Source organism: Streptomyces sp. NBC_01017 (assembly GCF_045162795.1).
Taxonomy (GTDB): domain Bacteria; phylum Actinomycetota; class Actinomycetes; order Streptomycetales; family Streptomycetaceae; genus Streptomyces; species Streptomyces machairae.
The window spans coordinates 8,433,629-8,459,806 of record NZ_CP108683.1 but is presented as its reverse complement, the minus strand read 5'-3'; the positions used below and the strand labels follow the sequence as shown (position 1 = coordinate 8,459,806).

Annotated in this window: 22 protein-coding genes; 6 read left to right on the top strand and 16 right to left on the bottom strand. The window is 70.7% G+C overall.

Features of this window, described 5'->3' with window-relative positions:
• Window positions 1–72 precede the first annotated feature (72 nt).
• The 5 genes from OG331_RS38835 to OG331_RS38815 all read right to left on the bottom strand — a co-directional run bounded on the left by OG331_RS38835 (window position 73) and on the right by OG331_RS38815 (window position 4,037).
• Window positions 73–693: a GTP-binding protein gene (locus OG331_RS38835; RefSeq protein ID WP_406205538.1), complete on the bottom strand. Its 621-nt coding sequence runs from the start codon at window positions 691–693 to the stop codon at window positions 73–75.
• Window positions 674–1,078 carry a DUF742 domain-containing protein gene (locus OG331_RS38830; RefSeq protein WP_406205535.1) on the bottom strand — a complete coding sequence of 135 codons (405 nt, stop codon included), beginning with the start codon at window positions 1,076–1,078 and terminating at the stop codon, window positions 674–676. The genes OG331_RS38835 and OG331_RS38830 overlap by 20 nt, the downstream gene beginning before the upstream one ends.
• On the bottom strand, window positions 1,075–1,482 hold the full coding sequence (locus OG331_RS38825) for a roadblock/LC7 domain-containing protein (protein WP_328428875.1): 408 nt from the start codon (window positions 1,480–1,482) through the stop codon (window positions 1,075–1,077). The genes OG331_RS38830 and OG331_RS38825 overlap by 4 nt, the downstream gene beginning before the upstream one ends.
• The gene (locus tag OG331_RS38820) at window positions 1,479–3,077 is read right to left on the bottom strand and encodes a sensor histidine kinase (protein ID WP_406205533.1); all 1,599 of its coding nucleotides are present in this window, start codon (window positions 3,075–3,077) and stop codon (window positions 1,479–1,481) included. The genes OG331_RS38825 and OG331_RS38820 overlap by 4 nt, the downstream gene beginning before the upstream one ends.
• 324 nt (window positions 3,078–3,401) lie before the next feature.
• Complete coding sequence (locus OG331_RS38815) at window positions 3,402–4,037, bottom strand: TetR/AcrR family transcriptional regulator (RefSeq protein ID WP_406205530.1); 636 nt, start codon at window positions 4,035–4,037, stop codon at window positions 3,402–3,404.
• 193 nt (window positions 4,038–4,230) lie between these two features.
• On the opposite strand from OG331_RS38815, the gene OG331_RS38810 reads away from it, so the two are divergent.
• The 6 genes from OG331_RS38810 (at window position 4,231) to helR (ending at window position 14,536) form a co-directional block, all read left to right on the top strand.
• Window positions 4,231–5,055 (top strand): urea amidolyase associated protein UAAP1, encoded by an 825-nt coding sequence (locus tag OG331_RS38810; protein WP_406205527.1) that lies wholly within the window; start codon window positions 4,231–4,233, stop codon window positions 5,053–5,055.
• A complete protein-coding gene (locus OG331_RS38805) occupies window positions 5,052–5,654 on the top strand; it encodes an urea amidolyase associated protein UAAP2 (RefSeq protein WP_406205524.1) in 603 nt (200 codons plus the stop codon). The genes OG331_RS38810 and OG331_RS38805 overlap by 4 nt, the downstream gene beginning before the upstream one ends.
• Window positions 5,651–9,193, top strand: a complete 3,543-nt coding sequence (locus tag OG331_RS38800; RefSeq protein ID WP_406205521.1) for a 5-oxoprolinase/urea amidolyase family protein — start codon at window positions 5,651–5,653, stop codon at window positions 9,191–9,193. The genes OG331_RS38805 and OG331_RS38800 overlap by 4 nt, the downstream gene beginning before the upstream one ends.
• Window positions 9,180–10,883, top strand: a complete 1,704-nt coding sequence (gene atzF, locus OG331_RS38795) for an allophanate hydrolase (protein ID WP_406205518.1) — start codon at window positions 9,180–9,182, stop codon at window positions 10,881–10,883. Before OG331_RS38800 ends, atzF begins: the two co-directional genes overlap by 14 nt.
• Window positions 10,884–11,046: 163 nt before the next feature.
• The gene (locus OG331_RS38790) at window positions 11,047–12,249 is read left to right on the top strand and encodes a glycosyltransferase (protein ID WP_406210580.1); all 1,203 of its coding nucleotides are present in this window, start codon (window positions 11,047–11,049) and stop codon (window positions 12,247–12,249) included.
• A gap of 100 nt (window positions 12,250–12,349) precedes the next feature.
• The gene (helR, locus tag OG331_RS38785; protein WP_406205516.1) at window positions 12,350–14,536 is read left to right on the top strand and encodes an RNA polymerase recycling motor ATPase HelR; all 2,187 of its coding nucleotides are present in this window, start codon (window positions 12,350–12,352) and stop codon (window positions 14,534–14,536) included.
• A gap of 94 nt (window positions 14,537–14,630) precedes the next feature.
• Here the strand turns inward: helR and OG331_RS38780 are convergent, their stop codons facing one another.
• From OG331_RS38780 to OG331_RS38730, 11 genes are all read right to left on the bottom strand, one after another.
• Window positions 14,631–17,483 carry a DEAD/DEAH box helicase gene (locus tag OG331_RS38780; RefSeq protein ID WP_406205513.1) on the bottom strand — a complete coding sequence of 951 codons (2,853 nt, stop codon included), beginning with the start codon at window positions 17,481–17,483 and terminating at the stop codon, window positions 14,631–14,633.
• 116 nt (window positions 17,484–17,599) lie between these two features.
• Entirely contained in the window at window positions 17,600–18,550 is a 951-nt protein-coding gene (gene tatC / locus OG331_RS38775) for a twin-arginine translocase subunit TatC (RefSeq protein ID WP_406205510.1), read from the bottom strand.
• Between the two features lie 47 nt (window positions 18,551–18,597).
• Complete coding sequence (gene tatA / locus OG331_RS38770; protein WP_406205508.1) at window positions 18,598–18,894, bottom strand: Sec-independent protein translocase subunit TatA; 297 nt, start codon at window positions 18,892–18,894, stop codon at window positions 18,598–18,600.
• Between the two features lie 260 nt (window positions 18,895–19,154).
• Window positions 19,155–19,349, bottom strand: coding sequence for a hypothetical protein (locus OG331_RS38765; RefSeq protein WP_328428866.1), 195 nt, complete (start codon window positions 19,347–19,349; stop codon window positions 19,155–19,157).
• A 20-nt stretch (window positions 19,350–19,369) separates the two neighbouring features.
• Complete coding sequence (locus OG331_RS38760; protein WP_406205505.1) at window positions 19,370–19,663, bottom strand: hypothetical protein; 294 nt, start codon at window positions 19,661–19,663, stop codon at window positions 19,370–19,372.
• 48 nt (window positions 19,664–19,711) lie between these two features.
• Window positions 19,712–20,728 carry a helix-turn-helix transcriptional regulator gene (locus OG331_RS38755; RefSeq protein WP_406205502.1) on the bottom strand — a complete coding sequence of 339 codons (1,017 nt, stop codon included), beginning with the start codon at window positions 20,726–20,728 and terminating at the stop codon, window positions 19,712–19,714.
• Between the two features lie 19 nt (window positions 20,729–20,747).
• A complete protein-coding gene (locus OG331_RS38750; RefSeq protein ID WP_328882758.1) occupies window positions 20,748–21,701 on the bottom strand; it encodes a WYL domain-containing protein in 954 nt (317 codons plus the stop codon).
• A 168-nt stretch (window positions 21,702–21,869) separates the two neighbouring features.
• On the bottom strand, window positions 21,870–22,241 hold the full coding sequence (locus OG331_RS38745; RefSeq protein WP_328428862.1) for an FKBP-type peptidyl-prolyl cis-trans isomerase: 372 nt from the start codon (window positions 22,239–22,241) through the stop codon (window positions 21,870–21,872).
• Window positions 22,242–22,297: 56 nt separating this feature from the next.
• Window positions 22,298–23,278, bottom strand: a complete 981-nt coding sequence (locus OG331_RS38740; protein ID WP_406205497.1) for an FKBP-type peptidyl-prolyl cis-trans isomerase — start codon at window positions 23,276–23,278, stop codon at window positions 22,298–22,300.
• Window positions 23,279–23,454: 176 nt separating this feature from the next.
• On the bottom strand, window positions 23,455–24,816 hold the full coding sequence (gene pafA, locus OG331_RS38735; RefSeq protein ID WP_406205494.1) for a Pup--protein ligase: 1,362 nt from the start codon (window positions 24,814–24,816) through the stop codon (window positions 23,455–23,457).
• 9 nt (window positions 24,817–24,825) lie between these two features.
• Entirely contained in the window at window positions 24,826–26,085 is a 1,260-nt protein-coding gene (locus tag OG331_RS38730; protein ID WP_406205491.1) for an MFS transporter, read from the bottom strand.
• Window positions 26,086–26,178 lie beyond the last annotated feature (93 nt).

The window sequence follows — 26,178 nt, the reverse complement described above, 5'->3', positions numbered from 1 at the left end:
AGGGCGGATGCGGATGCAGGGGGTTGCAGGGTCGCCGGATGCACGGGGGTGGGATCGATCCGGCGGGCGGGTCTACCTGAGCGCGCCCGACATGGCGAGCGAGTGCAGGAAGCGCATCAGGGTCATCAGGACGTCACGGCTGGAGGCCCGGCGGCGTACGTCGCACTCGACGATGGGGATCTCCGGGTCCAGGTCGAGGGCCGCACGCAGGTCGTCGACGGGGTAACGGGGCCCGTCGGGGAAGGAGTTGACGGCGACGACGAACGGCACGCCGCGCTCCTCGAGACGCCCTATCACGTCGAAGCTCACCTCCAGCCGACGGGTGTCGATCAGCACGACCGCGCCCAGCGCGCCCTCGAACAGCCCGTTCCACAGAAACCAGAAGCGCTCCTGGCCGGGGGTGCCGAAGAGGTACAGCACGAGCTCGTCGGTGATGCTGATGCGGCCGAAGTCCATCGCCACCGTCGTGGCCGTCTTGGTGTCCGAGCCGAAGTTGTCGTCGACACCGATGCCGGCCTGCGTCATGGTCTCCTCGGTCGTCAGCGGCCTGATCTCGCTGACAGAGCCGACCATCGTCGTCTTGCCGACCCCGAAGCCACCCACGATCACGATCTTGACCGCGGCCTCGGCCGTGTGCGGCAGCTGGTCCTCGGTCCGTGGACCGGGGATGGTGTCAGAGCCTTTGAAGTCCATGCATCACCGCTTCCAGAAGGGACCGGTCGGCGACGGACTGGCGCACGAGGGGGGCGCGCGCCGTCACCAGGTCGGCCGTCAGCATGTCGGTGAGCAGGACCGTCATCGCGCTGAACGGCAGATTCAGGTAGGCCGAGAGTTCGGCCACGGACAGAGGAGTCGTGCAGAGCCGGAGCAGCGCCGTCTGCTCGGGCGCGGAGGAGGGCGATGGGACGGCGCTCGCCACGATTAAGGTGACCAGGTCGAGCTCGGCGCGCTCGGCACCGTCCTTCCCCGCCACCACGAAGAGCCGTTCCGGGTTCTTCTTCACTCCCGGCCGGGGCGGCGGTGGCGGTGGGGGCAACGGCTCCTGGGGAAATCGCCGCTGGCGTTTCGGAGGAGTCATACGGTCTGCCCGTTGCGCCTCGACGGACTGGTGAGGTGGGCCCCGATGCGGCTGACGAGGTCCGACATGCGGTTGCTCATCAGTCCGGGTTCGGCGAACGTGTCGGAGAGCACGGCGAGATACGCGTTGGCGCCGGCGGCCATCAGATAGAAGTAGCCGCCGTTGATCTCGATGAGGACCATCTTCATCTTGCCGTCGCTGTTGGGGATCTCCGTGGCGACGGCGGTCGCCAGGCTCTGCAGACCGGCACAGGCCGCGGCGACGCGGTCGGCGGTGTCCGGGTCGCCGCCGTAGCGGGCGATGCGCAGTCCGTCGGCGGAGAGCACCACGATCATCTCGATGCCCGGTACGCCGTCGTGGAGCTCCTTGAGCATCCAGTCGAAGTTGGCGCGTTGCTGGATCACTTGAGGTCCCCCTCGTCGTCGGCCTCGGCACGGGCCGGTCGGCCCGGTTGGGTTCGCGGCTGGAGTGTGTAGGGGTCGGGCTTGTCCTTGAGTCCGTTCCAGAACGCCTCGACCCACGCACCGGGTGCGGGCTCGTCCACGGCCGGCTCGGGCTCGGGTTCCGGCTTGGCCGTCGACCAGATCGTCGGCCTGCCCTCCCGTTCGGCCTGCTCGATGGCCGCCTGCTCGGCGATCCGCTTGCTGAGCGGGGTCTTGACCCGGCTGCGCCGCTGCGGCAGCCCGTTGGCGGTCCACTCGGTGACCACGGGGACGTCGTCCTCCATGGAGACCGTGGCCGGGATCTTCGGGCTGGTGGGCCGCCGCTTCTTGGGGGTGCGCTTGGGGCCTTCGAGGGCGCCGGGGCTGAGATCGGGTGCGGCGGCCGCACCGATGCCGTGGGCGTAGCCGGGCGCGGGGTCGGTGGTCAGCATCTCGCGCGGGATGATGAGGACCGCGCGGACACCGCCGTACGCGGAGGTGCGCAGGGAGACCTGCATGTTGAACGCCGTGCACAGACGGCCCACGACGGCGAGACCCAGCCGCGGGGACTCGCCGAGTTCCTGGAGGTCGCTGCCCTCCTTGGCGCGCTCCAGCATGTTCTCGACCCGGGCGCGGGCCTCCTCGCTGAGACTGACGCCCGCGTCCTCGATCTCGATCGCGATGCCGGTCTGCACCTCGGTCGCGGTGACGTGCACCTCGGTCTGCGGCGGCGAGTAGCGGGTGGCGTTGTCGAGGAGTTCGGCCGCGGCGTGGATGACCGGCTCGACGGAGATGCCGCGGACGTTGACCGAGACGATGGAGTCCAGCTTGATGCGGCGGTACTCCAGGATCCGGGACATGGCGCCGCGCAGCACGCTGTAGAGCTGCACCGGGTTGGGCCACTGCCGGCCGGGGCGGCCGCCGCCGAGCACGGAGATGGAGTCGGCGAGGCGGCCGATCAGCATGGTGCCGTGGTCGATGCGCAGCAGGTCGTCGAAGACCTCGGGGTTGCGGCCGTGGTCCTCCTCCATCTCCCGGAGTTCCTCGGACTGCTGGTGCACGATCGACTGGACGCGGCGGGCGATGTTGACGAAGGACCGCTGGGAGGAGTCGCGCAGGGCTTCCTCGCGGTCGACGATGTTGAGCATCGACTTCACCAACTCCACCTGTGCCGGTGGGAGTTGGGCGTAGGAGGGGTCGATCAGGGCGAGGTCGCGAATCACCTCATGGGGTGAATGGTCGCAACGCAGACGGTAGATCGCGGCGGGCGTGATCTCCGTGGCGAGGCGTTTCATCTCCTCGTCGTGGGAGGCGATACGCCGCTCCAGGTACGCAGCGTGACGGGCGTGCTCGGCCCGCACATCCCGCAGGGCGCGACCGCGGCGCACCGCTTCGGCCACGGCTGCCAGCACCAGCAGCATGGCCACGGCACCGCTCACACCGACGGCCGTCCGTGCCGGTTCAGCCACCACGGCGACGGCTGCTCCGGTCGCCGCGGCCATCACTATCGCCGGGAGCAACAGTGCGCGCATGTACGGGAGTTCACGGTGTCTGGACGGGGATTGAACGCTCACCATGTGGGCCCTCTGAAACGAATCGGGTGGGTGTAGGGGGAGCTTGCAGTGGGGTACGTCATGGGTATGTCGGAATCTTCTGCATGTTTGGGAACAAGCGCACGATTACACCTCAACTCGGTGCGCTGCGGGCGAGCTTAGTCCGACCGGATCATCGCCGTGTCATATTCAGCAAGCACCTGAAACGGCGCGCGCGGCGGTAGTACCCTCAAGCCCATTTATACGCTCGGATTACATTCGTACACGGTGCGTCACGGCGTACGCGTGTGCGAAGAATACTCACCGTGACGGGTGAAGAACGGGTTCCGGTCGCCGGTCGCGGCTGGTTCAGATCCCGGCGATGCGCAGCGCCGCGTCGGCCGTGGCCTCGGCGAACACCGATACCGGGCGCTCCGGATCGGACCGGTGGACGAGGATGACGCCCTCGATCAGACCGAACAGCAGATCCGTACGCAGCTCCAGCTCGCTCTTGGCGAGTGCGCCGCCGGCGTGCGTGGCGGCGAGCAACTGGCGGTAGGCGTCCTTGAGTTCGGCGCGCACGGCGTGGAAGCCGGCGAACCGCTCGGCGCGCACCTCGGGCAGCAGGTAGAGCCCGCCGAGGTTGTGCGGTCCGCCGCACAACAGCTCCACGTCCGTGCGGCACAGCTCCCACAGCCGGTCCTCGGCCGGGGCCGAGTCGTCGGCGAGGAGCTCGCGGGCGTACGTGAGCGAGGGCGTGACCGTGGATTCCAGGAGCTCGGCGAGGAGCTCCTCCTTGCCGGAGACGTAGTGGTACATCGACGCCTGCCGCATGCCCGCCCGCTCGGCGACGGCACGGGTGGTGGTGGCGGCGTAGCCGCGGGTGGTGAACAACTCCGCGGCGGCGGCGAGCAGTTCGTCGCGCGGCGGGAGGCCACTGTCCGGCCGCTGCGCCGCCCGCGGCCTGCCGACCCGGCGACCCGCCGGTCCACCCGCTGTTCCCATGCGTTCGATCCTCGCACACGGCCCCGGCCAGGAGATCTTCCCGCGCAGCGCGGGCGCCTGGGGGCGGTCTGCGTGAGGGGTCGGTAACCGACCGGCAACACCCGGGCAACGCCGGTGACGCGCCCGGCTCCTAATTTCTGTCGCGCGACAGAAATGAACCCGCAGGCCCACTTCCGAGCCGGAGGTCCCGCGAATGGCGACAGCGACCACGTACGGAGCCCGTGACCATGCCCGTGCCCAGGAAGGGGCCCGGGCCGAGGCGATGCCCGTCGTCCCGGCCACCGACTGGCCGGACCCGCCCTGCGAGGCGGGCCACCTGGTGTGGGCGGAGACGGTGGCGGGCGGCAACTACACGCACCGGGTGCTCGCCCGCGGCACAGAGCTGCGGCTGACCGACCTGCGCGGCGACGCCTGCGCGCATCTGCTGCTGTTCGCGGCCGACCGCCCCTGGGAGCGGCTGAACGTCGCCGACACGGTGAAGGTGCAGTGGAACGCCTACCTGGGCGAGGACCGGCTGCTGCTCTCCGACCAAGGCCGCGTCCTCGCCTCCGTCGTCGCCGACACCTCCGGCCGGCACGACGCCCTGTGCGGCACCTCCACGCTCGTACGCAACACCGGGCGGTACGGCGACGGCACCCCGCAGTCCCCCTCCCCCGCAGGCCGCGAACTGTTCAAGCTGGCCGCCGCGAAGAACGGCCTGGAGCCCCGGGATCTGCCGCCCTCGCTGTCCTTCTTCCAGGGCGTGGAGGTCCGCGAGGACGGCACCCTGGACTTCACCGGCTCGACCGGACCCGGCGCGAGCGTGACCCTGCGCGCCGAGCAGGACGTGACCGTGCTGATCGCCAACGTGCCGCATCCGGTCGATCCCCGCGCCGAGTACGTCAGCACCCCGCTGGAGGTCCTCGCCTGGCGGGCCGGGGCGACAGCGCCCGGCGACCCCCTGTGGGAGGCCACGCCCGAGGGCCGCCGCGCCTTCCTCAACACCGCCGGGTTCCTGGCCGCGAGGGGGCTCGCATGAAGGCCGTCGTCGCCGCCCGCGCCGCCTGGTCGCACGTCGTCCGCGCCGGCGAGACGCTCACCATCACCGACCTGCACGGCAACCAGGCCGTCGACTTCCTCGTCCACGACGCCCACGACACATCGGTCCGCTACAGCGCCCCCGACACCATCCACGCCCAGGGGAGCATCTTCCTGACCACGGGCAGTGTGCTGATGTCGAACGAACACACCCCGCTGATGACGGTGGTCGCGGACGACGTGGGCCGCCACGACACGGTCGGCGGCGCCTGCTCCAAGGAGTCGAACACGCTCCGGTACGGCCACCACACCTGGTCGCAGCACGCCTGTGTGGACAACTTCCTCGCCGAGGGCGCCCGGCACGGCCTAGGCAAGCGCGACCTCGTCTCCAACATCAACTGGTACATGAACGTCCCGGTCGAGAAGGACGGCACCCTCGGCATCGTCGACGGCATCTCGGCACCCGGCCTGTCCCTGACCCTGCGCGCCGAGCGCGACGTCCTGGTCCTGGTCTCCAACTGCCCCCAGATCAACAACCCCTGCAACGGATTCGAGCCGACGTCCGTGCAGATGACGGTCACCGAGGCGGTCAGCGCATGAGCTTCGACACGCTGCTGGTCGCCAACCGGGGCGAAATAGCGGTCCGGATCATCCGCACGGCACACGAACTGGGCCTCAGGACAGTGGCGGTGTACTCCGACGCCGACCGGTCCGCACCCCACGTACGGCTCGCCGACCAGGCCGTACGGCTCGGCCCCGCGCCCGCGAAGGAGTCGTACCTCGACGCCGACCTGATCCTGAAGGCGGCCAAGGACAGCGGGGCCGGGGCGATCCACCCCGGGTACGGCTTCCTGTCGGAGGACGCGGTGTTCGCCCGGCGCTGCGAGGACGCCGGGATCGTGTTCGTCGGCCCGACACCCGAGCAGCTGGAACTGTTCGGAGCCAAGCACACGGCGCGGGCGGCGGCGACGGCGGCGGGCGTACCGCTGGCACCGGGGACGGGCCTGCTCGGGTCGCTCGCCGAGGCACTCGAAGAGGCCCAGGTCATCGGCTATCCCGTCATGCTCAAGGCGACCGGCGGCGGTGGCGGAATCGGCATGTCGGCATGTCGCTCCGCCGACGAACTCACCGATTCCTGGGAGCGCGTCCAGCGTGTCGCCGCCGCCTCCTTCTCGTCGGCCGGTGTCTTCCTGGAACGGCTCGTCGAGCACGCCCGCCACATCGAGGTCCAGGTCTTCGGCGACGGCGAGGGCACGGTGGTGACCTTCGGCGACCGGGACTGCACGCTGCAGCGCCGCAACCAGAAGGTGGTGGAGGAGGCCCCGGCACCAAGCCTCCCGGCCCTCATACGCGACCAACTGGCCTCCGCCGCACATGACTTGTGCGCCTCCGTCGGCTACCGCTCGGCCGGAACCGTCGAGTTCGTGTACGACGCCGCCCGCCAGGAGGCGTACTTCCTCGAGGTCAACACCCGTCTCCAGGTGGAGCACCCGGTCACCGAGGAGATCTACGGCGTCGACCTGGTCGCATGGATGCTGCGCCTGGCGCGCGGCGAGCGGGACGTCGTCCGCGACCCGGGCACCCCGCGCGGCCACGCCGTCGAGGCCCGCCTCTACGCCGAGGACCCGGCGCGCGATCACCGGCCCGGCGCGGGCCTGTTGACGCGGGTGGAGTTCCCGAGCGGGGTGCGGGTCGACGGCTGGGTCGAGACGGGCACCGAGGTGACGACGTCGTACGACCCGATGCTCGCGAAGATCATCGCGTACGGCGCCGACCGCGCGCACGCGCTGCGCCGGCTGGACGAGGCGCTGGCCCGCACCCGGGTCGACGGCATCGAGACGAACCTCAACCTGGTGCGCGCGGCGCTCGCCGACCGCCGTTTCCGCGACGCCACCCACTCGACGGCGACCCTTGCCACCGTCGCCGACCCGACGCCCCGGATCGAGGTCGTCGCCGGCGGCACCCTCACCACCGTGCAGGACTGGCCGGGCCGCACCGGCTACTGGCAGGTCGGCGTTCCGCCCAGCGGCCCGATGGACGACCGGTCCTTCCGGCTCGGAAACCGGGCGCTGGGCAACCCCGAGGGCACCCCGGGACTCGAATGCACGCTCCAGGGACCGGCGTTGAGGTTTACACACGCCACCACCGTGTGCGTGACGGGCGCCCCGGCCTCGGTCACCGTCGACGGTACGGCGGCGGTGCAGTGGGAGCCGGTGACGGTGCCGGCGGGAGCCGTACTGGAGGTCGGAGCGCCGGCCGAACACGGTCTGCGGACGTACGTCCTCGTCGCGGGCGGTCTCGACGTCCCCGCATTCCTGGGCAGCGCGAGCACCTTCACGCTCGGGCGCTTCGGCGGCCACGGCGGACGCACGCTGCGGACGGGCGACGTACTGCGCGGCGGGGCGGTCACCGAGGGAACGCCGGTTCCCGTGCCGGACCGCCCTTCCTTCGGCTCCGCATGGCAGGTGGCCGCCGTCGAAGGACCGCATGCCGCCCCGGAGTTCTTCACCGAGGACGACATCCGCGACTTCTACGCCGCCGAGTGGAAGGTGCATTTCAACTCCGCGCGGACCGGCATCCGGCTCGTCGGCCCAAGGCCCCGCTGGGCGCGCACCGACGGCGGTGAGGCGGGCCTGCACCCGTCCAACATCCATGACACGCCGTACTCCGTCGGTGCCGTCGACTACACCGGCGACATGCCGGTGCTGCTCGGCCCGGACGGCCCGTCGCTGGGCGGGTTCGTGTGCCCGGCGACCGTGATCAGCGCCGAGCGCTGGAAGCTGGGCCAGCTGCGCCCGGGCGACACCGTGCGCTTCCTGCCGGTGGACGTGGCCGGCGCGCCCCGCCCGGCCCTCGTGGACGGCGGCATCCTCGCCCGCGACGGCGATGTGACGTACCGGCGCAGCGGTGACGACAATCTGCTGGTCGAGTTCGGGCCGATGCAACTGGACCTGGCCCTGCGCATGCGTGTCCACGCGCTGATGGAGACGGTGGCCGGGGCGGGCCGGGACGGCATCGCCGACCTGACCCCGGGCATCCGCTCGCTCCAGATCCGCACGGATCCGGCCCGGCTGCCGCAAGATGAACTCCTCGCCGAGGTACGGGAGATGGTGGCCGCCCTGCCGCCCACCGACGAGCTCGTCGTCCCCTCCCGCACGGTCCATCTCCCCCTCTCCTGGGACGACCCGGCCACGCGCGAGGCGATCGCCCGCTACATGGCGGGGGTGCGCGACGACGCGCCCTGGTGCCCGTGGAACATCGAGTTCATCCGCCGCGTCAACGGCCTGGCGGCGGTCGAGGACGTGTACCGCACGGTCTTCGACGCGGAGTACCTGGTCCTGGGGTTGGGCGACGTGTACCTGGGCGCCCCGGTGGCGACCCCGCTGGACCCCCGCCACCGTCTGGTGACCACCAAGTACAACCCGGCACGCACCTGGACGGCGGAGAACTCGGTCGGCATCGGCGGGGCGTACCTGTGCGTCTACGGCATGGAGGGGCCGGGCGGCTACCAGTTCGTGGGCCGTACGACCCAGGTGTGGTCGGGGTGGCAGCAGCGCGGCGCGTTCGAGCCGGGGGCGCCCTGGCTGCTGCGGTTCTTCGACCGGATCAGGTGGTATCCGGTGGGCGCCGAGGAACTTCTGGAGCTGCGGGCGGACCTCACGTCCGGGCGGTTCGTGCCGCGCATCGAGGAGGGCACCTTCTCGCTCGCCGGGTACCGGGCCTTCCTGGACGAGCACGCCGAGTCGATCGCGCAGTTCAGGTGCCGGCAGCAGTCGGCCTTCGCGGCGGAGCGGGACGCGTGGGAGGCGGCCGGCGAGTTCGCGCGGGCGGATGCGGCCGTGGCGCCCGCCGCACCCCCGGCCGAGGTGAGCGTCCCGGCCGGCGGCCGGCTCGTCGAGGCCGAGTTCGCGGCGTCCGTCTGGCAGGTGAACGTCCGGCCGGGTGACGAGGTGACGGCCGGACAGCCGCTGCTCGCCCTGGAGGCGATGAAGATGGAGTCCAGGGTGCACGCGCCGGTCGCCGGCGTGGTCGCCGAGATCCTGGCCGGACCCGGGGACCAGGTGGAGGCGGGAGCGGCTCTGGTGGTCCTCGCGCCCGCCCGGGGAAGCGACCCGTCAACCGAGCTTGCAGACAGGTGAGTCGAAAGTCGAGGAGCACCGTATGTCCACCACTGTCTCCCGCGTCCGCGCGGCCCACGCCCGCATCGAGGCCACGGGCCGCCCCGAGATCTGGATCGGCCTGCGCCCGCAGGAGGAGGTGGAGGCCGAGGCCCGGCTGATCGACGAGCGGGTGTCCGGCGGGGAGAGACTCCCGCTCGCGGGGCGCCTGTTCGCCGCCAAGGGCAACATCGACGTCGAGGGCCTCCCGACGACGGCGGGCTGCCCTTCGTACGCCTACGATCCCGAGGCCGACGCGCCCGTCGTCGCCCGGCTGCGCGCGGCCGGTGCGATCGTGCTCGGCACCACCAACCTCGACCAGTTCGCGACGGGCCTGGTCGGCACCCGCTCCCCCTACGGCGCGGTCCGGGGCGCCCATGACCCGGCCAGGATCAGCGGCGGCTCCAGCTCCGGCTCGGCCGTCGCGGTGGCACTCGGCATCGTCGACTTCGCGCTCGGCACGGACACGGCCGGATCGGGCCGGGTCCCGGCCGCCTTCAACGGCATCGTCGGCCTCAAGCCCACCCGGGGCCTGGTGCCGACGACGGGCGTCGTCCCGGCCTGTGCGTCGATCGACTGCGTGACGGTGTTCGCGCGGACGCTTCAGGAGGCCGAGCAGGCACTGTCGTTCATGGCGTCTCCGCCCGCCCGCGCCCTGCCCGCGCTCCCGGCGCGGGTGCCGGGGCCCTGGCGCATCGCGGTCCCGCCGACGCACCAGCTCGGCGAACTGGACGAGGGCTGGGCCGAGGCCTACGACGCAGCCGTGGGGCAGCTCGCAGCCGCGGGCGCCGAGATCCGCCCCCTCGACCTCACCCCGTTCACCGAGGCCGCCGCGATGCTGTACGAGGGCGCCTTCGTCGCCGAGCGCTACACGGCCGTGGGGAGCTTTGTCGACAAGGCCATGGCCGAGGGTGACGCGGCCCTCGATCCCACCGTCGCCGGCCTCATCACCCGCGCCCGCGACATCCCGGCCCACCGGCTCTTCGCCGACCAGGACCGGCTCGCCGCCCTGCGCGCACGCGCCGAGGCCGAACTCGACGACGCGGACGCCCTGTTGCTCCCCACCGCGCCGGGCCACCCGACCCTCGCCGAGGTGGCCGCCGACCCGCTCGGCGCCAACGCCCGGCTGGGCCGCTTCACCAACTCCACGAACCTGTTCGACCTGGCGGCGGTCGCCGTCCCGGCCGGTGAGGTGAACGGCCTGCCCTTCGGCGTGATGCTGCTCGGCCCCGCGTTCACGGACGACCGGCTGGCCCGGGTCGCCGGCCTGCTCCAGCCGGAGGTCCGCCTCGCGGTGGTCGGGGCGCACCTCACGGGCCAGCCCCTCAACTCGCAGCTTCTCACCCTGGGCGCCCGTTTCGACCGTACGATCGCCACGGCCCCCGTCTACCGGCTGCACGCGCTGCCCACGTCCCCGCCCAAGCCGGGCCTGGTCCATGTCGGCCCCGGCGCGGGAGGAGCGGCGATCGAGGCGGAGGTGTGGCGGCTCCCGGCGGAGGGGCTCGGCCGGCTCCTCGCCGACCTGCCCCGGCCGATGGCCCTGGGGCGCGTGGAACTGGCGGACGGCAGCCACGTCCCGGGGTTCCTGTGCGAGCCTGCGGCCTTGGCGGGCGCCGAGGACATCACGTCGTACGGCGGCTGGCGGGCGTATCTCAGGGGCGACCGCACCTGAGAACACGTACGACGCCTGAAAACACGAAGGGCAAGGAGGTCACGCTCTCCTTGCCACTATTAACTTATAACGCATTGGGGGGCTTGCGGCAAGGCCCCCCTCTTGCCGCAGAATCTCCGGCCTAAGGCCAAGACCTGCGGAAACGGGGAGTCACGTAGTGCGTGTGTTGTTGTCGACCTATGGGTCGCGCGGAGATGTCGAACCGCTCGCGGCACTCACGGTGCCCCTGCGGGAACTCGGCGCCGAGGTGCGGGTGTGCGCGCCGCCGGACGAGGACTTCGCGCGACGGCTGGCCGAGGTCGGGGTGGCGATGGTGCCGGTCGGACCGTCGGCACGTGAGCTGACGCAAGCGGTGCCGCCGCCGTCGATGCCCGAGCGCGCGGCGCAGGTGATCGCCGCCCAGTTCGAGGCGGTCACCGCGGCGGCCGAGGGCTGCGATCTGCTGGTGGCGACCGGCATGATGCCGGCCGCGGCGGGCGCGCGGTCGGTGGCCGAGAAGCTGGGTGTCCGCTCCGTGTCCGTGATCTTCCAGCAGCTCACCCTGCCGTCGCCGCACCGCCGGCCGCTGGCGTACCGGGGCCGCCCGTTCCCGCCGGAGGTGACCGACAACCGGGCGCTGTGGGACCTGGACGCCCGAAGCATCAACGAGCTGTTCGGTGAGGCGCTCAACACGAACCGGGTGTCGAACGGTCTGCCGCCGGTGGCCGACGTCCGCGACCACGTCTTCGGCGACAGCCCGTGGGTGGCGACGGACCCGGTCCTGGATCCGTTGCACGAGATGCCCGGCCTCGACGTCGTCCAGACCGGTGCGTGGGTCCTGCCCGACGTCCGTCCGCTCCCGGCCGAGCTGGAGGCGTTCCTGGACGCCGGCACCGCGCCGGTGTACGTGGGCTTCGGCAGCATGCCCATGCATGCCGCGGCGGACGCCGCCCAGGTGGCCATCGACGCGGTTCGCGCGCAGGGCCGCCGTGTCCTCCTCTCCCGCGGCTGGGCCGACCTCGCCCTGATCGACGACCAGGACGACTGCTTCGCCGTGGGCGAGGCCAACCATCAGGCGCTCTTCGGCCGGGTGGCCGCCGTACTGCACCACGGTGGCGCGGGCACGACGGCCACGGCCGCCCGGGCCGGCACGCCCCAGGTCGTGGTGCCCCAGCTGGCCGACCAGCCGTACTGGGCCGGCCGCGTGGCAGACCTGGGCATCGGCGCCGCACACGACGGTCCGACGCCGACCCTCGAGTCCCTGTCGGCCGCGCTCGAAGCGGCCCTGACCCCCGAGACCCGCGCCCGCGCAGCCGCCGTCGCGGCGACGATCCGCACCGACGGGGCGGACGTGGCCGCGAAGCTGCTGCTCGACATGGTCGGCTGACACTGGCCGCCCGCGTCCGCGTGAACCACGCGTGTTCTTCCCAGGCGCCGCCTTTCGCCGCGCGATGGTCGCCATCGACCGCACATTCGGAGCAACTGCCATGACATACCTGACCACCAGCGCGTTCGATCTTCCCGACCGTCTCTCCCTCAAGGCCAACCCGAAGCTGATCGCGGCCGACGAGCAGCACTTCGCGGCCATCGCGCGATGCCTCGAAGAGACGATCGCCGAGCTGACCGGCCGCCTCAACGCCGCCCGCAGGGCACCCGGCGGCATGGGCCGGGATGCCATGGACCGGGACACGGAGATCCACCGGCTCACCGCCCGCCTGCGCACCCTGCACCGCTTCGGCCTGGATCTGTGCCTCGGGCACATGGTCGGCGCGGACGACTCCGAGCCCGTGTACGTGGGGCGGCTCGGCCTGACCGACAGCACGGGCCGGCGGCTGCTGCTCGACTGGCGCTCCCCCGCGGCCGAGCCGTTCTTCGGAGCCACCCACGGCGACCCGATGGGCCTGGCGAGCCGCCGCCGGTACCGCTGGACCCGCGGCCGGATCAGCGACTACTGGGACGAGGTGTTCACCCCGGACGGGTTCGCCGGTCACCATGCCTCGCTCGACGACCAGTCCGCCTTCATCGCCAGCCTCGGCACCGACCGGTCGCCACGGATGCGGGACGTGCTGGGCACCATCCAGGCCGACCAGGACGCCATCATCCGTGCGGGGTCGCGCGGCGCCCTCGTCGTCGACGGCGGCCCGGGCACGGGGAAGACCGTCGTCGCCCTGCACCGGTCCGCGTACCTCCTGTACTCGGACCCCCGGCTCGGTCACCGCCGGGGCGGCGTGCTGTTCGTCGGTCCGCACCGCCCGTACCTGGACTACGTCGCCGACGTCCTCCCCAGCCTCGGCGAGGAGGGCGTGCAGACCTGCATCCTGCGCGACCTCGTCGCCGAGGGAGCCGAGGCAACCGTCGAGGCCGACCCGGAGGTGGCCCGCCTGAAGTCGTCCGCGGACCTGGTGAAGGCGCTCGAGAAGGGCGTCAGGTTCTACGAGGAGCCGCCCACGAAGGGCATGACGGTCACGACCCACTGGTCCGACATCTGGCTGAGCGCCACCGACTGGGCCGTGGCCTTCGAGGCGGCTGAACCCGGCACTCCGCACAACGAGGCGCGCAACCAGGTCTGGGAGGAACTGCTCACCATCCTGGTGGACAAGCACCAGGGCGACGCTTCCGGTGACGACGCACACGTCTCGCCCGACCTGGTCCGCAGGTCGCTGAGGCAGAACAGGGAACTGCTCACGGCCTTCAACCGCGCCTGGCCCCTGCTCGAAGCGGCCGACCTCGTCTCCGACCTGTGGTCGGTGCCCGCCTACCTGCGGCTGTGTGCTCCCTGGCTCAGCCGCGACGAGGTGCAGAAGCTGCAGCGCGCGGACGCCCAGGCCTGGACGGTGTCCGATCTGCCCTTCCTGGACGCGGCACGGCAGCGCCTCGGCGACCCGGAGGCGTCGCGGCGCAAGCGGCGGCACGACGCCGTCATCGCCGCCCAGCGGGAGCGCATGACCCAGGTCGTCGACAACCTGATCGAGGCCGTGGCCAACTCCGGTGCCGACGGCGACGACGGCATCGGCCTGGTGTCGATGCTGCGCGGCGAGGACGCCCAGGTCAGTCTCGTCGACGAGTCCGAGGTCTCCACTGCCGACCCGGACCTGCTCGCCGGCCCGTTCGCACACGTCGTCGTGGACGAGGCCCAGGAACTCACCGACGCGGAGTGGCAGATGCTGCTGCTGCGCTGCCCGTCCCGAAGCTTCACCATCGTCGGCGACCGCGCCCAGGCCAGGCACGGCTTCACGGAGTCGTGGCAGGAACGCCTCAAGCGGATCGGCCTCGACCGGATCGACCTGGCCTCCCTGAGCCTCAACTACCGGACACCGGAAGAGATCATGACGGAGGCCGAGCCGGTCATCCGAGCCGCGCTCCCGGACGCGAACGTGCCGACGTCCATCCGCAGCGGCGGTACCCCGGTCGTACACGGTTCGACCTCGGACCTGGACTCGATCCTCGACACCTGGCTCGCCGCCCACACCGAGGGCACCGCCTGCGTCATCGGGGCCTCCGCATTCCACCCGACGGACCGTGTCCGCTCACTGCCCCCGGAGTTGTCGAAGGGACTGGAGTTCGACTTGGTCGTCCTCGTCGACCCGGAGAGCTTCGGCGAAGGGATCGAGGGAGCGGTGGACCGCTATGTGGCGATGACGCGAGCGACCCAGCAACTGGTCATCCTCCGCTGAGTGCATGCCCGAGGGACGCGGGGCCGCATCTGTGCGGCCCCGCCGCGTGGGCGCGACCAGCCACAACGAACCCCGCACCCGCCCGACGAACGCGTCACCCCACCGACGAATAGGCGACAACCCCCCGCAGCAGCCCCTCCACAGCCTTACGCGCATTCTTGGCCACAGTGGAGCCCTCCGCGGGAGACGCCGCCGCGATCTGCCCCAGCACATCAATCACCTGCTTGCACCACCGCACAAAGTCCCCCGCCGGCATCTCCGCCTCACGCAGCACCTCGTCCAGTCCCTTACCGCTGGCCCACATGTACGCGGCCCAGGCAAAGCCGAGGTCGGGCTCACGCTGCCCGACGCCCTCGGACTGCGTGATCCGGAACTCCTCCTCCAGGGCGTCCAGCCGCCCCCAGATCCGGACCATCTCACCGAGCGCTGCCTTGGCCTTGCCCGACGGCAGCTTCGGGGCCATGGCGTCGTCCGCGGCCCTCGACTCGAACACCAACGCCGAGACACAGGCGGCCAGTTCGGCCGGGCTGAGCCCTTCCCACACCCGCTCGCGGACGCACTCGCTGGCCAACAGGTCGAGTTCGCCGTACAGCCGCGCGAGCCGCTTGCCGTGCTCGGTGACCTCGTCGCCGCGCAGATAGTCCAGTTCGGTCAGCAGCGCGACGATACGGTCGAAGGTCCGGGCGATGGTGTTCGTACGGCCTTCGATACGGCGCTCCAGCTGCGAGGTGTCCCGCAGCAGCCGGTGGTAGCGCTCGGCCCAACGGGCGTGGTCCTCACGGTCGTTGCAACCGTTGCAGGGGTGCGCGCGCAGGGCCTTGCGCAGCCGCTCGATCTCGCGGTCGTCGGCCGCCTGGGAGCGCCGCTTGCGCTGCCGCTCCGGCGAAATGTGCCCGGCCTTGGTGCGCAGCGCGGAGGCCAGGTCCCGACGGGACTGCGGGGAACGCGGGTTGAAGGACTTCGGGATCCGCATCCGCTCCAACGCCTCGACGGGCACCGGGAAGTCCATCGAGGCGAGCCGCTTGACCTGCCGTTCGGCGGTCAGTACCAGCGGGCGCGGGCCGTCGTGGTGCTCGAAGCCGCGGTGGCCGTTGGACCGCCCGGCCGGCAGCCCGGGGTCCAGCACCAGCGCGAGACCGGCGTACTTGCCCGTCGGCACATGGATGACGTCGCCCGGCTTGAGCTTCTCCAGCGCGACCGCGGCCTCCGCGCGGCGCTCCGCCACCCCCTGCTTCGCCAACTCGTTCTCGCGGTCCTTCAGTTCGCGGCGCAGGCGCGCGTACTCCTCGAAGTCCCCGAGGTGGCAGGTCATGGACTCCTTGTAGCCCTCCAGCCCCTCCTCGTTGCGCTGCACCTGCCGGGAGATCCCGACGACCGACTTGTCGGCCTGGAACTGCGCGAACGACGTCTCCAGCAGCTCGCGCGAGCGGTGCCGGCCGAACTGCTCGACGAGGTTGACCGCCATGTTGTACGACGGCTTGAAGCTGGACCGCAGCGGATAGGTGCGCGTGCCCGCCAGCCCCGCCAGGTGCTCGGGGCTCATGCCGCGCTGCCACAGCACGACGGCATGGCCCTCGACATCGATGCCGCGCCGGCCCGCGCGGCCGGTCAGCTGCGTGTACTCACCGGGGGTGATGTCGGCGTGCTGCTCGCCGTTCCACTTGACGAGCTTCTCCAACACCACCGACCGGGCAGGCATGTTGATGCCCAGCGCGAGGGTCTCCGTGGCGAACACGGCCTTCACCAGCCCGCGGACGAACAGTTCCTCGACGACCTCCTTGAAGGTCGGCAGCATTCCGGCGTGGTGAGCGGCTATGCCGCGCTCCAGGCCTTCCAGCCATTCGTAGTAGCCGAGGACGTGCAGATCCTCGGTCGGGATGGCGGCGGTGCGCTCCTCGACCAGGGCGCGCACCCTGTCCCGCGCCTCCTCGTCGTTCAGCCGCAGTCCCGCGTGCAGGCACTGCTGGACGGCGGCCTCGCAGGCGGCGCGGCTGAAGATGAAGGTGATGGCGGGCAGCAGGCCCTCGGCGTCGAGGCGTTCGATGACCTCCGGGCGGCCCGGCGTCCACACCCGGGACCGCTGTCGGCGCTCCCGCTCCCGGTCTGCCTCGCGCATGGCGCGACCGCGCCGGCGGTCCTGGTACGAAGGTCTGGTCGCCTCCATGCGGGCCAGCCGCGTGAGATCGGGGTTGACGGCCTTCTTGTGGCCCTCGCCCTCCTCGAACAGGTCGTACATCCGCCGTCCGGCGAGCACGTGTTGGAACAGCGGCACGGGCCGGTGCTCGGAGACGATCACCTCGGTGTCGCCGCGGACGGTGTCGAGCCAGTCGCCGAACTCCTCGGCGTTGGACACGGTCGCCGACAGCGAGACCAGCGTGACCGACTCGGGGAGGTGAATGATCACTTCCTCCCATACGGCACCGCGGAAGCGGTCGGAGAGGTAGTGCACCTCGTCCATGACCACATGGCCGAGGCCGAGGAGGGTCTGCGACCCGGCGTACAGCATGTTCCGCAGCACCTCGGTCGTCATCACGACCACCGGGGCGTCGGAGTTGATGCTGTTGTCGCCGGTGAGCAGACCGACCATGCCGTCGCCGTAACGGCGGCACAGGTCGGCGTACTTCTGGTTCGACAGCGCCTTGATGGGCGTGGTGTAGAAGCACTTTCTGCCCTGCAACAGGGCGAGGTGGACGGCGAACTCGCCCACGATCGTCTTGCCCGAGCCGGTGGGCGCGGCCACCAGCACGCCCTTCCCCGCTTCGAGCGCCTGGCACGCCTCGATCTGGAAGGGGTCGAGGCCGAAGTCGTACATCTCGCGGAATGAGGCGAGCGCCGTGGCCTGCTCGGCAGCACGCTGACGCGCTGCCGCGTACCGCTCGGCCGGTGAGAGGTCCTCTGTCATCGTGCTTTCGAGCGTACCGGGCGGCACTGACAACAGGACGATCATTATCCGGATCGCCGCCGGACAAACCCGGGATCCCTGCAGCTCACGGCTGCAAAGCGGAAGCGGCCGGGCACGCCCTGTAGGCGCCCGGCCGCACTGTTCCCGAAATTCCGCCTCGGTCAGGTCACGTCGTCGTAGCCGTTGACCCGCTCGGTGGTGGCCTGCTCGGGCAGGGCCCGGCTCGCGGAGACGGTCTCGACCTCGCCGATGCTCTCGGGGGTCAGATCGAGGTCGGACGCCTCGTCGTCGGCGGGGCCCATGGCCTCTCGGCGGCGCCTGCGGCGGTCGTTGACCAGGGAGACGAAGACGGCGCCGAAGTACAGGATCCAGATCGGTCCGGCGAGGGCCATCATCGTCAACGGGTCGGTGCTCGGGGTCGCGATCGCCGCGAACACCGTGATGCCCATGATCATGCCGCGCCACCAGCCGAGCATGCGCTTGCCGGTGATGGCTCCGGTGAAGTTGAGCATCACCAGCAGCAGGGGCAGCTCGAAGGAGAGACCGAAGACGATCACCATGCGCGTGACGAGGTCGAGCAGATCGTCCAGCGGCAGCAGGTTGTCGACGCCGAACGGCGTGAACTCGATCAGGACGTCGGCGGTCTTGGGCAGCACCTTGTAGGCGAAGTAGGCGCCGGCGAGGAAGAGCGGGAAGCCCGTGGCGACGAACCCGTAGGCGTACTTCCGCTCGTGCTTGTGGAGGCCGGGGGCGACGAAGCCCCACAGCTGGTACAACCAGACCGGTGCGGCCAGTACGACGCCGGCCATCAGGGACACCTTCAGGGCCAGCGTGAACGGCGCGAGCAGACCGTTGATCGTGATCTGCGCGCACGGGTTCTGGTCACGCGACGTCTTGGCCAGTTCCTCGAACGACTTCGGGCAGCCGACCGACTCGAGGACCGGCTTGGTGAAGAAGTTGATGATGTCCTGATAGAAGAAGGCAGCAACGATCGTGATGACGACGATCGCGAGCAGCGCTTTCGCAAGCCGGTTGCGGAGCTCACGAAGGTGCTCCGCGAGGGGCATCCGCCCCTCGGGATCCTTCTCCTCTGTGCGGGCAGACTTCAGCAACCCACGTTCCCATCTCGTGCGGCGGGCCGGAGGTCACCGGCCCTGCGTCAGCGCTTGGTCGTGTCCGTGGGCTCGTTGACCGGGCGCGAGCTGGTCACGTCGCCGGGGGATGCCTGGATCACGCGCTGAGCCGGGGGCTGCTGGTCGTCGCCGGTGTTGTTCGGCGGGTCGGCCGGGGCGGCGGACTTGCTGCCGTCGTCCTTCATCGCCTTCGCCTCGCTCTTCAGGATGCGCGCGGACTTGCCGAGCGAGCGCGCCATGTCCGGAAGCTTCTTCGCGCCGAACAGCAGGATGATGACGACGAGGATGAGAATGATCTCGGGGGCTCCGAGCCTTCCGAACATAAGTCTTTACCTTCTCACCGAGGCTACTGGGGTGGGGTGCTGTCCGACCGGTCGGACATGTGTCCGAACGATCGCGTTGACAGCGATCGTAACGCTCAGGGGTAAACGTCAGGCAATCCCCGTGCGTACTCCCTGTCCGCGGACCGGGCCTCGTTCTCCGGGCCGCGACCAGCAGCGTACCTGTCCGGGACGTCAAGTTGACAGGGCGAAGTGGCCCAAAACGCATGCGGGGAGGGACTCACACCCAATCCTTGGCGGGGCTAGAGCGTGTCCACAGCCCGGGCGGCGCTCATGCTCGCCCGCTCCAGGTCCTCTGCCGCCCTGCTGATGCGCCGCGCGGAGTCCGTCACCTGCCGGCCGAGGCGCTGTGCCTCCAGAAAGACCCGCACGGCGAGCACACCGAGAACGGCGAGACCCAGGAAACCCACAGCTACCGCGAACATCGGCCAGAACATGACGCCGAGCCTAGACCGTCCTACAGCGTGGAGTGCAGCCGCAGGGTGCTGACCCCGCCGCCGGTCAGCAGCTCGATGATCCGCTCCCCCGCGGGCTTGCGGACGGAGGCGCCGCACTCGGGGCACGTGAACGAGTAGAACGTCGTACGGCTGCTCGCGCCGATGACGAGGCGCAGCGCGCCCGCGGCGAGCTCGAAGCTGCCCCGGCAGTCCGGGCAGCCCGCCCTGAACTTCACCGGGGTCACGCTTCTCATCCCGGCGAACGCGGACGCCACCGTCATTCCCACCGCACCGGACGTCGCCGACTCACTCAAAGCCCTTGCTCCCCTTCTCCGTGGTCGCTCGCCTTCGGGGGCGCTGTCCTACTGTCCGTCGTGAACCCGGTGCGCCCCGTGCTCGCCCCGCACCTCGACCCCGTCGTACGCCGACAGCGCCTCGCGGGCCCCGTGCCGGGCGCTGTCGGCCAGCGCGGCCGGTGAGACGATCCGGCCGTCGCGCCCGAGCCGCAGTGCGAGGCGCCGCAGCGACGTGGGGTCGGGGGTGCGCAGAGTGATACGCAGCCCGCCGTCGGCAAGCTCATCGGCGCTGTCGTGCGGGTAGTACTCGGCGACCCAGCGCCCGCCCGGGCCGACCTCGATCACGACCTCCGGGTCCTCAGCGGCGGGCTGCACGAGGCCCTCGGACAGGTCCCGCAGCTCGATCTCGGGCGGCGCGGACGGCTCGTCCAGGATCCTGATCTCGGCGACCCGGTCGAGCCGGAAGGTGCGGCGCGCCTCGGAGCGGCGGCACCAGGCCTCGACGTAGGTGTGGCCGACGCTGACCAGGCGGATCGGGTCGATCTCGCGCTCGGTGACCTCGTCGCGGGCCGGTGAGTAGTAGCGGATCCACAGGCGGCGGCGCTCGGAGATCGCACGGTCCACGTCGGCGAAGACGCCGCCCTCGGACTCGAAGGTCACCGACAGCCGCGAACTGGCGCCGGCCGCCTCCCCGGCCGCGGCCTCCACCTTGGCGGTCGCCCGCAGCAGCGCCTGCCGGTCACTCTCACGCAGTCCGGGCAGCGTGGACACCGCGCGGGCCGCCACCAGCAGCGCGGTCGCCTCGTCGGCGGCCAGCCGCAGCGGCTCGGCCACATCGTCGGGGTTGTGCCACCAGATGCGCTCGCCGTCGGTGTCGATGTCGAGCAGGTCACCACCACGGAAGCTGGTGCCGCACATGGGCAGCACGTCGAGGTCCGAGACCAGCTCGTCCTCGGAGATGCCGAAGGCACGCGCGACGTCCTCGATGCGGGCGCCGGGGCGCTCCCTGAGATAGGTCACCAGGGAGAGCATCCGCCGGGTCTGGTCGATGGCGTTGACGGGCCTGACCGGTTTGCCTGCCACTGTGTCGCTCCGCTCCCCCTCAGCCCTTGGCCACGGCACGCAGCCGGTCCACCACGTCGGCCCGCAGCTCCGCGGGCTCCAGGACCACCACGTCCGGTCCGAACTCCACCAGCCAGGCATCCAGTCCGTGGCCGTACGGAATCTCCAACTCGTCCCAGCCGTCCCCGAGTTCCCTGACCGAGGTGGCCTTCGCCCGAAGGGGGTAACCGGCGTCCGTGCGCAGCCGGATCCGCGCGGAGCGGTCGGCGGTCTCCCCCGCCCAGCTCATGACGGTCTCCCGGACGGTGACGACGTCGGGGACCGGCGCGGTGAACCGCGAACCGCGCGAGCGCACCTTGCCCGTGATGCGGGACAGCCGGAAGACGCGCTCGGCGCCACGGTCCCGGTCCCAGCCGGCCAGGTACCAGTGGCCGCGCCAGCACTCCAGCGCCCACGGTTCGACATGCCGGGGTTCGGGGCGGGCGGCGGTGGCCTTGCGGTAGTCGAAGACGACCGGGCGGCGGTCGCGGCACGCCAGCATCAGCGGCTCGAATGCGGCCTCGTGCACCGGAATGCGGGGCTCCAGGGCGCCGTGCGCCTCGTACGGATCGACGTCCTCCGGCAGCCCGGCCGCGCGCAGCTTCTGCAGAGCGCCGCTGGCCGCACCCGCGAGCCGGACCTGCTGCCACACCTTGGCGGCCAGGCCCAGGGCGGCGGCCTCCTCGGCATCGAGGGTGATCGGCGGCAGACGGTTGCTGTCGCGGCGGGCGAGATAGCCGACCTCGCCGTCCAGGTTCTCCACGGTCTCGATGACCAGGCCGAGCTCGCGCAGATCATCCTTGTCGCGCTCGAACATCCGGTTGAAGGAGTCGTCGGAGCCGGCTTCGAGGTAGGCCTCGATGGACTCACGCAGCTCGCGCTTGCTCAGCGGCCGCCGCGTCCCGAGCAGACACAGCGCCAGGTTCATGAGCCGCTCGGCCTTGGCAATGGCCATCGACGCCCTTCGCCTTCCCTATGGTGCTTACGACCGATGAACCTACCGCCCCACGGTGGCCCGGCAAAAGCCGAGGGCCCATGCCCGGACAGGCATGGGCCCCAGGTAGTCGGGTCCGGTCGTGCGCCGATCAGACCCGACGAGCCGTACGCCGGTCGGACTGGGCGATCAGACGCCGAGCAGGTCGACGACGAAGATCAGGGTCTCGCCGGGCTGGATCGCCGGGGTCGGGCTCTGGTTGCCGTAGGCGAGGTGGGCCGGGATGGTCAGCTGGCGACGGCCGCCGACCTTCATGCCCTGCACGCCCTGGTCCCAGCCCTTGATGACGCGGCCGCCACCCAGCGGGAAGCGGAACGGCGCACCGCGGTTCCAGCTGGCGTCGAACTCCTCGCCCGTGCTGAAGGCGACACCCACGTAGTGCACGGTGACGGTCTGACCCGCCTGCGCGACGGGGCCGTCGCCCTCCCAGATGTCCTTGATCTCGAGGTCCGCCGGGGGCTCGCCGCCCGGGAAGTCGATCTCGGGCTTGTCGATGCTCACTTCATCACTCCTTGTTGCGTGACCTGGGTCGCGAAGCGACCGCACGGACACCTCGGTCAGACGACGTCGAGGATATCCACCACGAAGACCAGTGTGTTCTTGGACAGCTCGCTGTTGGGGCTGGAGCCGTAGCCGAGGGAGGGCGGGATCACCAGCAGCACCCGGTCGCCCACGTTCTTGCCGACGAGGCCCTTGTCCCAGCCTGGCACGACGGAGCCGGTGCCGATCTGGAAGGCGGTCGCGCCGCCGTGGTCCCAGGAGGAGTCGAACTTCTTGCCGTCCTCCCACTTGACCCCGGTGTACTGGGCCACGAGCCCCTGGCCGGCCTCGACCTTCTTGCCGTCGCCCTTGATCAGCACCTGCTCCTTGAGGTCCTTGGGGGCCTTGGTGTTCTTGGGGATGGTGATGGTCGCCGCCTTCTGCGAGGGGGCCTTCACCTCCGGCATGCCCGCTTCGGTGGCCGCCTGCTCGCCCTTGGCCTCGCCCTTGGCGTCGACGGTGCCGGCACCGGACACGTCGACCACCCAGATCAGTACGTCCTTCTGCTTGATGCCGGAGGACGGGTTCAGCGACTCGCCGATCAGATCACCCGCGGTGCCCTGCACGAGGACCCGGCTGCCCGGCTTCTTCCCCTTGACCGCGTCGAGGACCTTCGCGGGCAGCTGCTGGCTCGGCTTGCCGATCTGTTCGACGGACTGCCTGCGCGGGGTGCTCTCACCGGTCGACGTGGCCGCCCAGGTGCCGCCCAGTTCCTGGTCCTCGCCCCACTTCTCGACGGTCCAGTCCAGGCGGACGAAGTCGGACGCCTTGATCGCGGTTCCACTGCCCTCCGAAACCGTCTCGACCACGGTCTTCCCGGACGGGTCGCCGTCCTTGGGTACGGAGATCTTGGGCTTCTCCCCGACCTTGCCGTCGACCTGGGCGACCCCTGCCGTCTCTCCCCCGTTGCTGTCGTCGTCCGATCCGCAGGCGGCGGTGAACAACAGGGCGGGAACGGCCAGCAGCGCCGCGACGCGGCGTTTCGTGTTGTAGTTCATCAGTCCCACTGGGCTCGGGGGTGGCGGGCAATGGCCGCCACTCTACGACGAACATGCGCTCGGCACCGGTCGTCACCCGACACGCCGTCGAGGAAAACGCCCGGTGCCCGGAGGTATCACCACCTCCGGGCACCGGGCGTTCTGTACGGGACGCAGCCGAGGCGGCCGCGGCCCGCTCACATACCGGCGATCAGTTTCTCCACCCGGTCGTCCACCGAACGGAACGGGTCCTTGCACAGCACCGTGCGCTGCGCCTGGTCGTTGAGCTTGAGGTGGACCCAGTCGACCGTGAAGTCACGGCGCTGTTCCTGGGCCCTTCTGATGAAGTCGCCGCGCAGCCGGGCCCGAGTGGTCTGCGGCGGCACGGACTTGCCCTCGAAGATCTTCAAGTCGTTGCAGATACGGGCTGCTTGACCCTTCTTCTCCAGCAGGTAGTAGAGGCCACGACGGCGGTGGATGTCGTGGTAGGCGAGGTCTATCTGCGCGACCCGCGGATGCGACATGGTCATGTTGTGCTTGGCCCGGTACCGCTCGATGAGCTTGTACTTCATGACCCAGTCGATCTCGGTACCGATCCGGTCGAGGTCCTCGGCCTCGATCGCGTCCAGCGTGCGGCCCCACAGCTCCAGGACCTGCTCGACCGTGTCCGTACGAATGCCGCGGCGCTCGCAGAAGTCCACGGCCTTCTCGTAGTACTCGCGCTGCACCTCGAGCGCCGATGCCTCCCGGCCACTGGCCAGGCGCACCTTGCGCCGCCCGGTGATGTCGTGGCTGACCTCGCGGATCGCCCGGATCGGGTTCTCCAGGGTCAGGTCGCGCATCACCGTGCCCGCCTCGATCATGCGCAGCACCAGGTCGGTCGCGCCGACCTTGAGCAGCATGGTCGTCTCGGACATGTTCGAGTCGCCCACGATGACATGCAGGCGCCGGTAGCGCTCGGCGTCCGCATGCGGCTCGTCGCGGGTGTTGATGATGGGCCGGGAGCGGGTCGTCGCCGAGGAGACGCCCTCCCAGATGTGCTCGGCCCGCTGACTGACGCAGTACACGGCGCCCCGCGGGGTCTGCAGCACCTTGCCGGCGCCGCACAGAAGCTGCCTGGTGACCAGGAACGGGATCAGAATGTCCGCGAGCCGGGAGAACTCCCCATGCCGTGCGACGAGATAGTTCTCGTGGCAGCCATAGGAGTTGCCCGCCGAGTCGGTGTTGTTCTTGAAGAGGTAGACGTCGCCCGCGATTCCCTCCTCGTGCAGGCGTCGTTCCGCGTCTACCAGGAGTCCTTCCAGAATGCGTTCGCCGGCCTTGTCGTGGGTGACCAGTTCGGTCACGTTGTCACATTCGGGTGTCGCGTATTCCGGATGTGAGCCCACGTCGAGATAGAGGCGGGCGCCGTTTCGCAGAAAGACATTGCTGCTACGGCCCCATGACACGACACGGCGGAAGAGGTACCGCGCCACCTCGTCAGGCGACAGGCGGCGCTGTCCCCTGAACGTGCACGTGACGCCGTACTCGTTCTCCAGCCCGAAAATGCGGCGGTCCATGACTGAACATTACGCCCGATCCCCTGAGCTGAAACGGGGTTCGACAGCACGGTTTGGATCATTTTCCGATGAAGCCGCAACGACCGCACCCCTGGCGGGAGCTGCGAGGACCCGTCCCGTGGCCAACAGGACCAGCAAGGACACGGCCCCCGCGGCCCCCGGCACGGCAAACCCCCACAGCGCCCCGCCCGCCTCGACGACCGGCCCCGCCAGGCCCGTTCCCACCGACGCACCAACGGTGAACGTCGTCACAAGCCAGGAGAACGCCTCGGTGACCGTCCCGCGCGGGGCGTGCCGGTCCACGAGCACGAACGCGCAGGCGATGCACGGCGCGAGGAACACCCCCGCGAGCAGGGCCAGCAGGGTCATCGCGGCGACACCCGGCATCAGTGTCAGCGGCAGGTAACACACCGCCAGAAGCGCGACCAGCCAGCGCAGTCGCCGAGCCGGCTCACCGGCCCACTGCCGCGCCCCGTACACCATGCCGCCGATGAGCGCGCCCAGTCCCAGGCCCGCCATCAGCCAGCCGTACACCACATCCCCGCCGTGGTCGTCCGCGTACGACACGGCCGCGACCGCGATGGACCCCATCGCCACGCCGACGAACAGAAAGGCGGCGAGGAGCGCCAGCAGCCCGGCCGAGCGCAGCGCGCCCAGCCAGTGCGCCTCACGCGGCGCCGAACGCCACGCGCGCGAGGGCTGCGACACGACCACCGACAGGGCGCCCAGCACCCCGATCACGTTCAGGATCAGCAGCGCCGCCTGCGCCGACCACAGCGAGGCGCACAGCGTGAGCAGCAACGGTCCGATGGTGAACATGACTTCCTGCGCCACCGCGTCCATCGCATACGCCGTGTGCACCTGGCCCTCCTTGTGGAGGACGGACGACCACAGCGCCCGCAGACCGCCCTCCAAGGGCGGCGTGAACAGTCCGGAGGCGGCCACGGCTGCATAGGCGAGCGGCAGCGGGCCGAGGCCCACGAAGGCGAACACGCCCATCGCGAGCGCCGACGCGACGGCGGCGGGCAGCTGCACCCGCGGCTGCCCGTACAGGTCCACCAGCCGCCCCAGCAGCGGCTGGCCCACGGCATTGGCGACCCCGTACACGGCCGCCAGGCCACCGGCCATGCTGTACGAGCCGCCCTCCGCGCGCACGAACAGCACGATGGCGATCGCGGCCACGGCGTTCGGCAGCCGGCCTATGAGCGTGCCGACGAGCAGCCGGGCGGCATGCCTCGCCCTGAGGACCTCCAGGTATGCGCCGGTCATCAGCAGCGCCGCCCCTCCGGGTAAGTTTTACGTATAACGTCCTTCGTCATACGTACCATGTGCGCTGTTCACGAGTCCAGACAACGGAGTGAG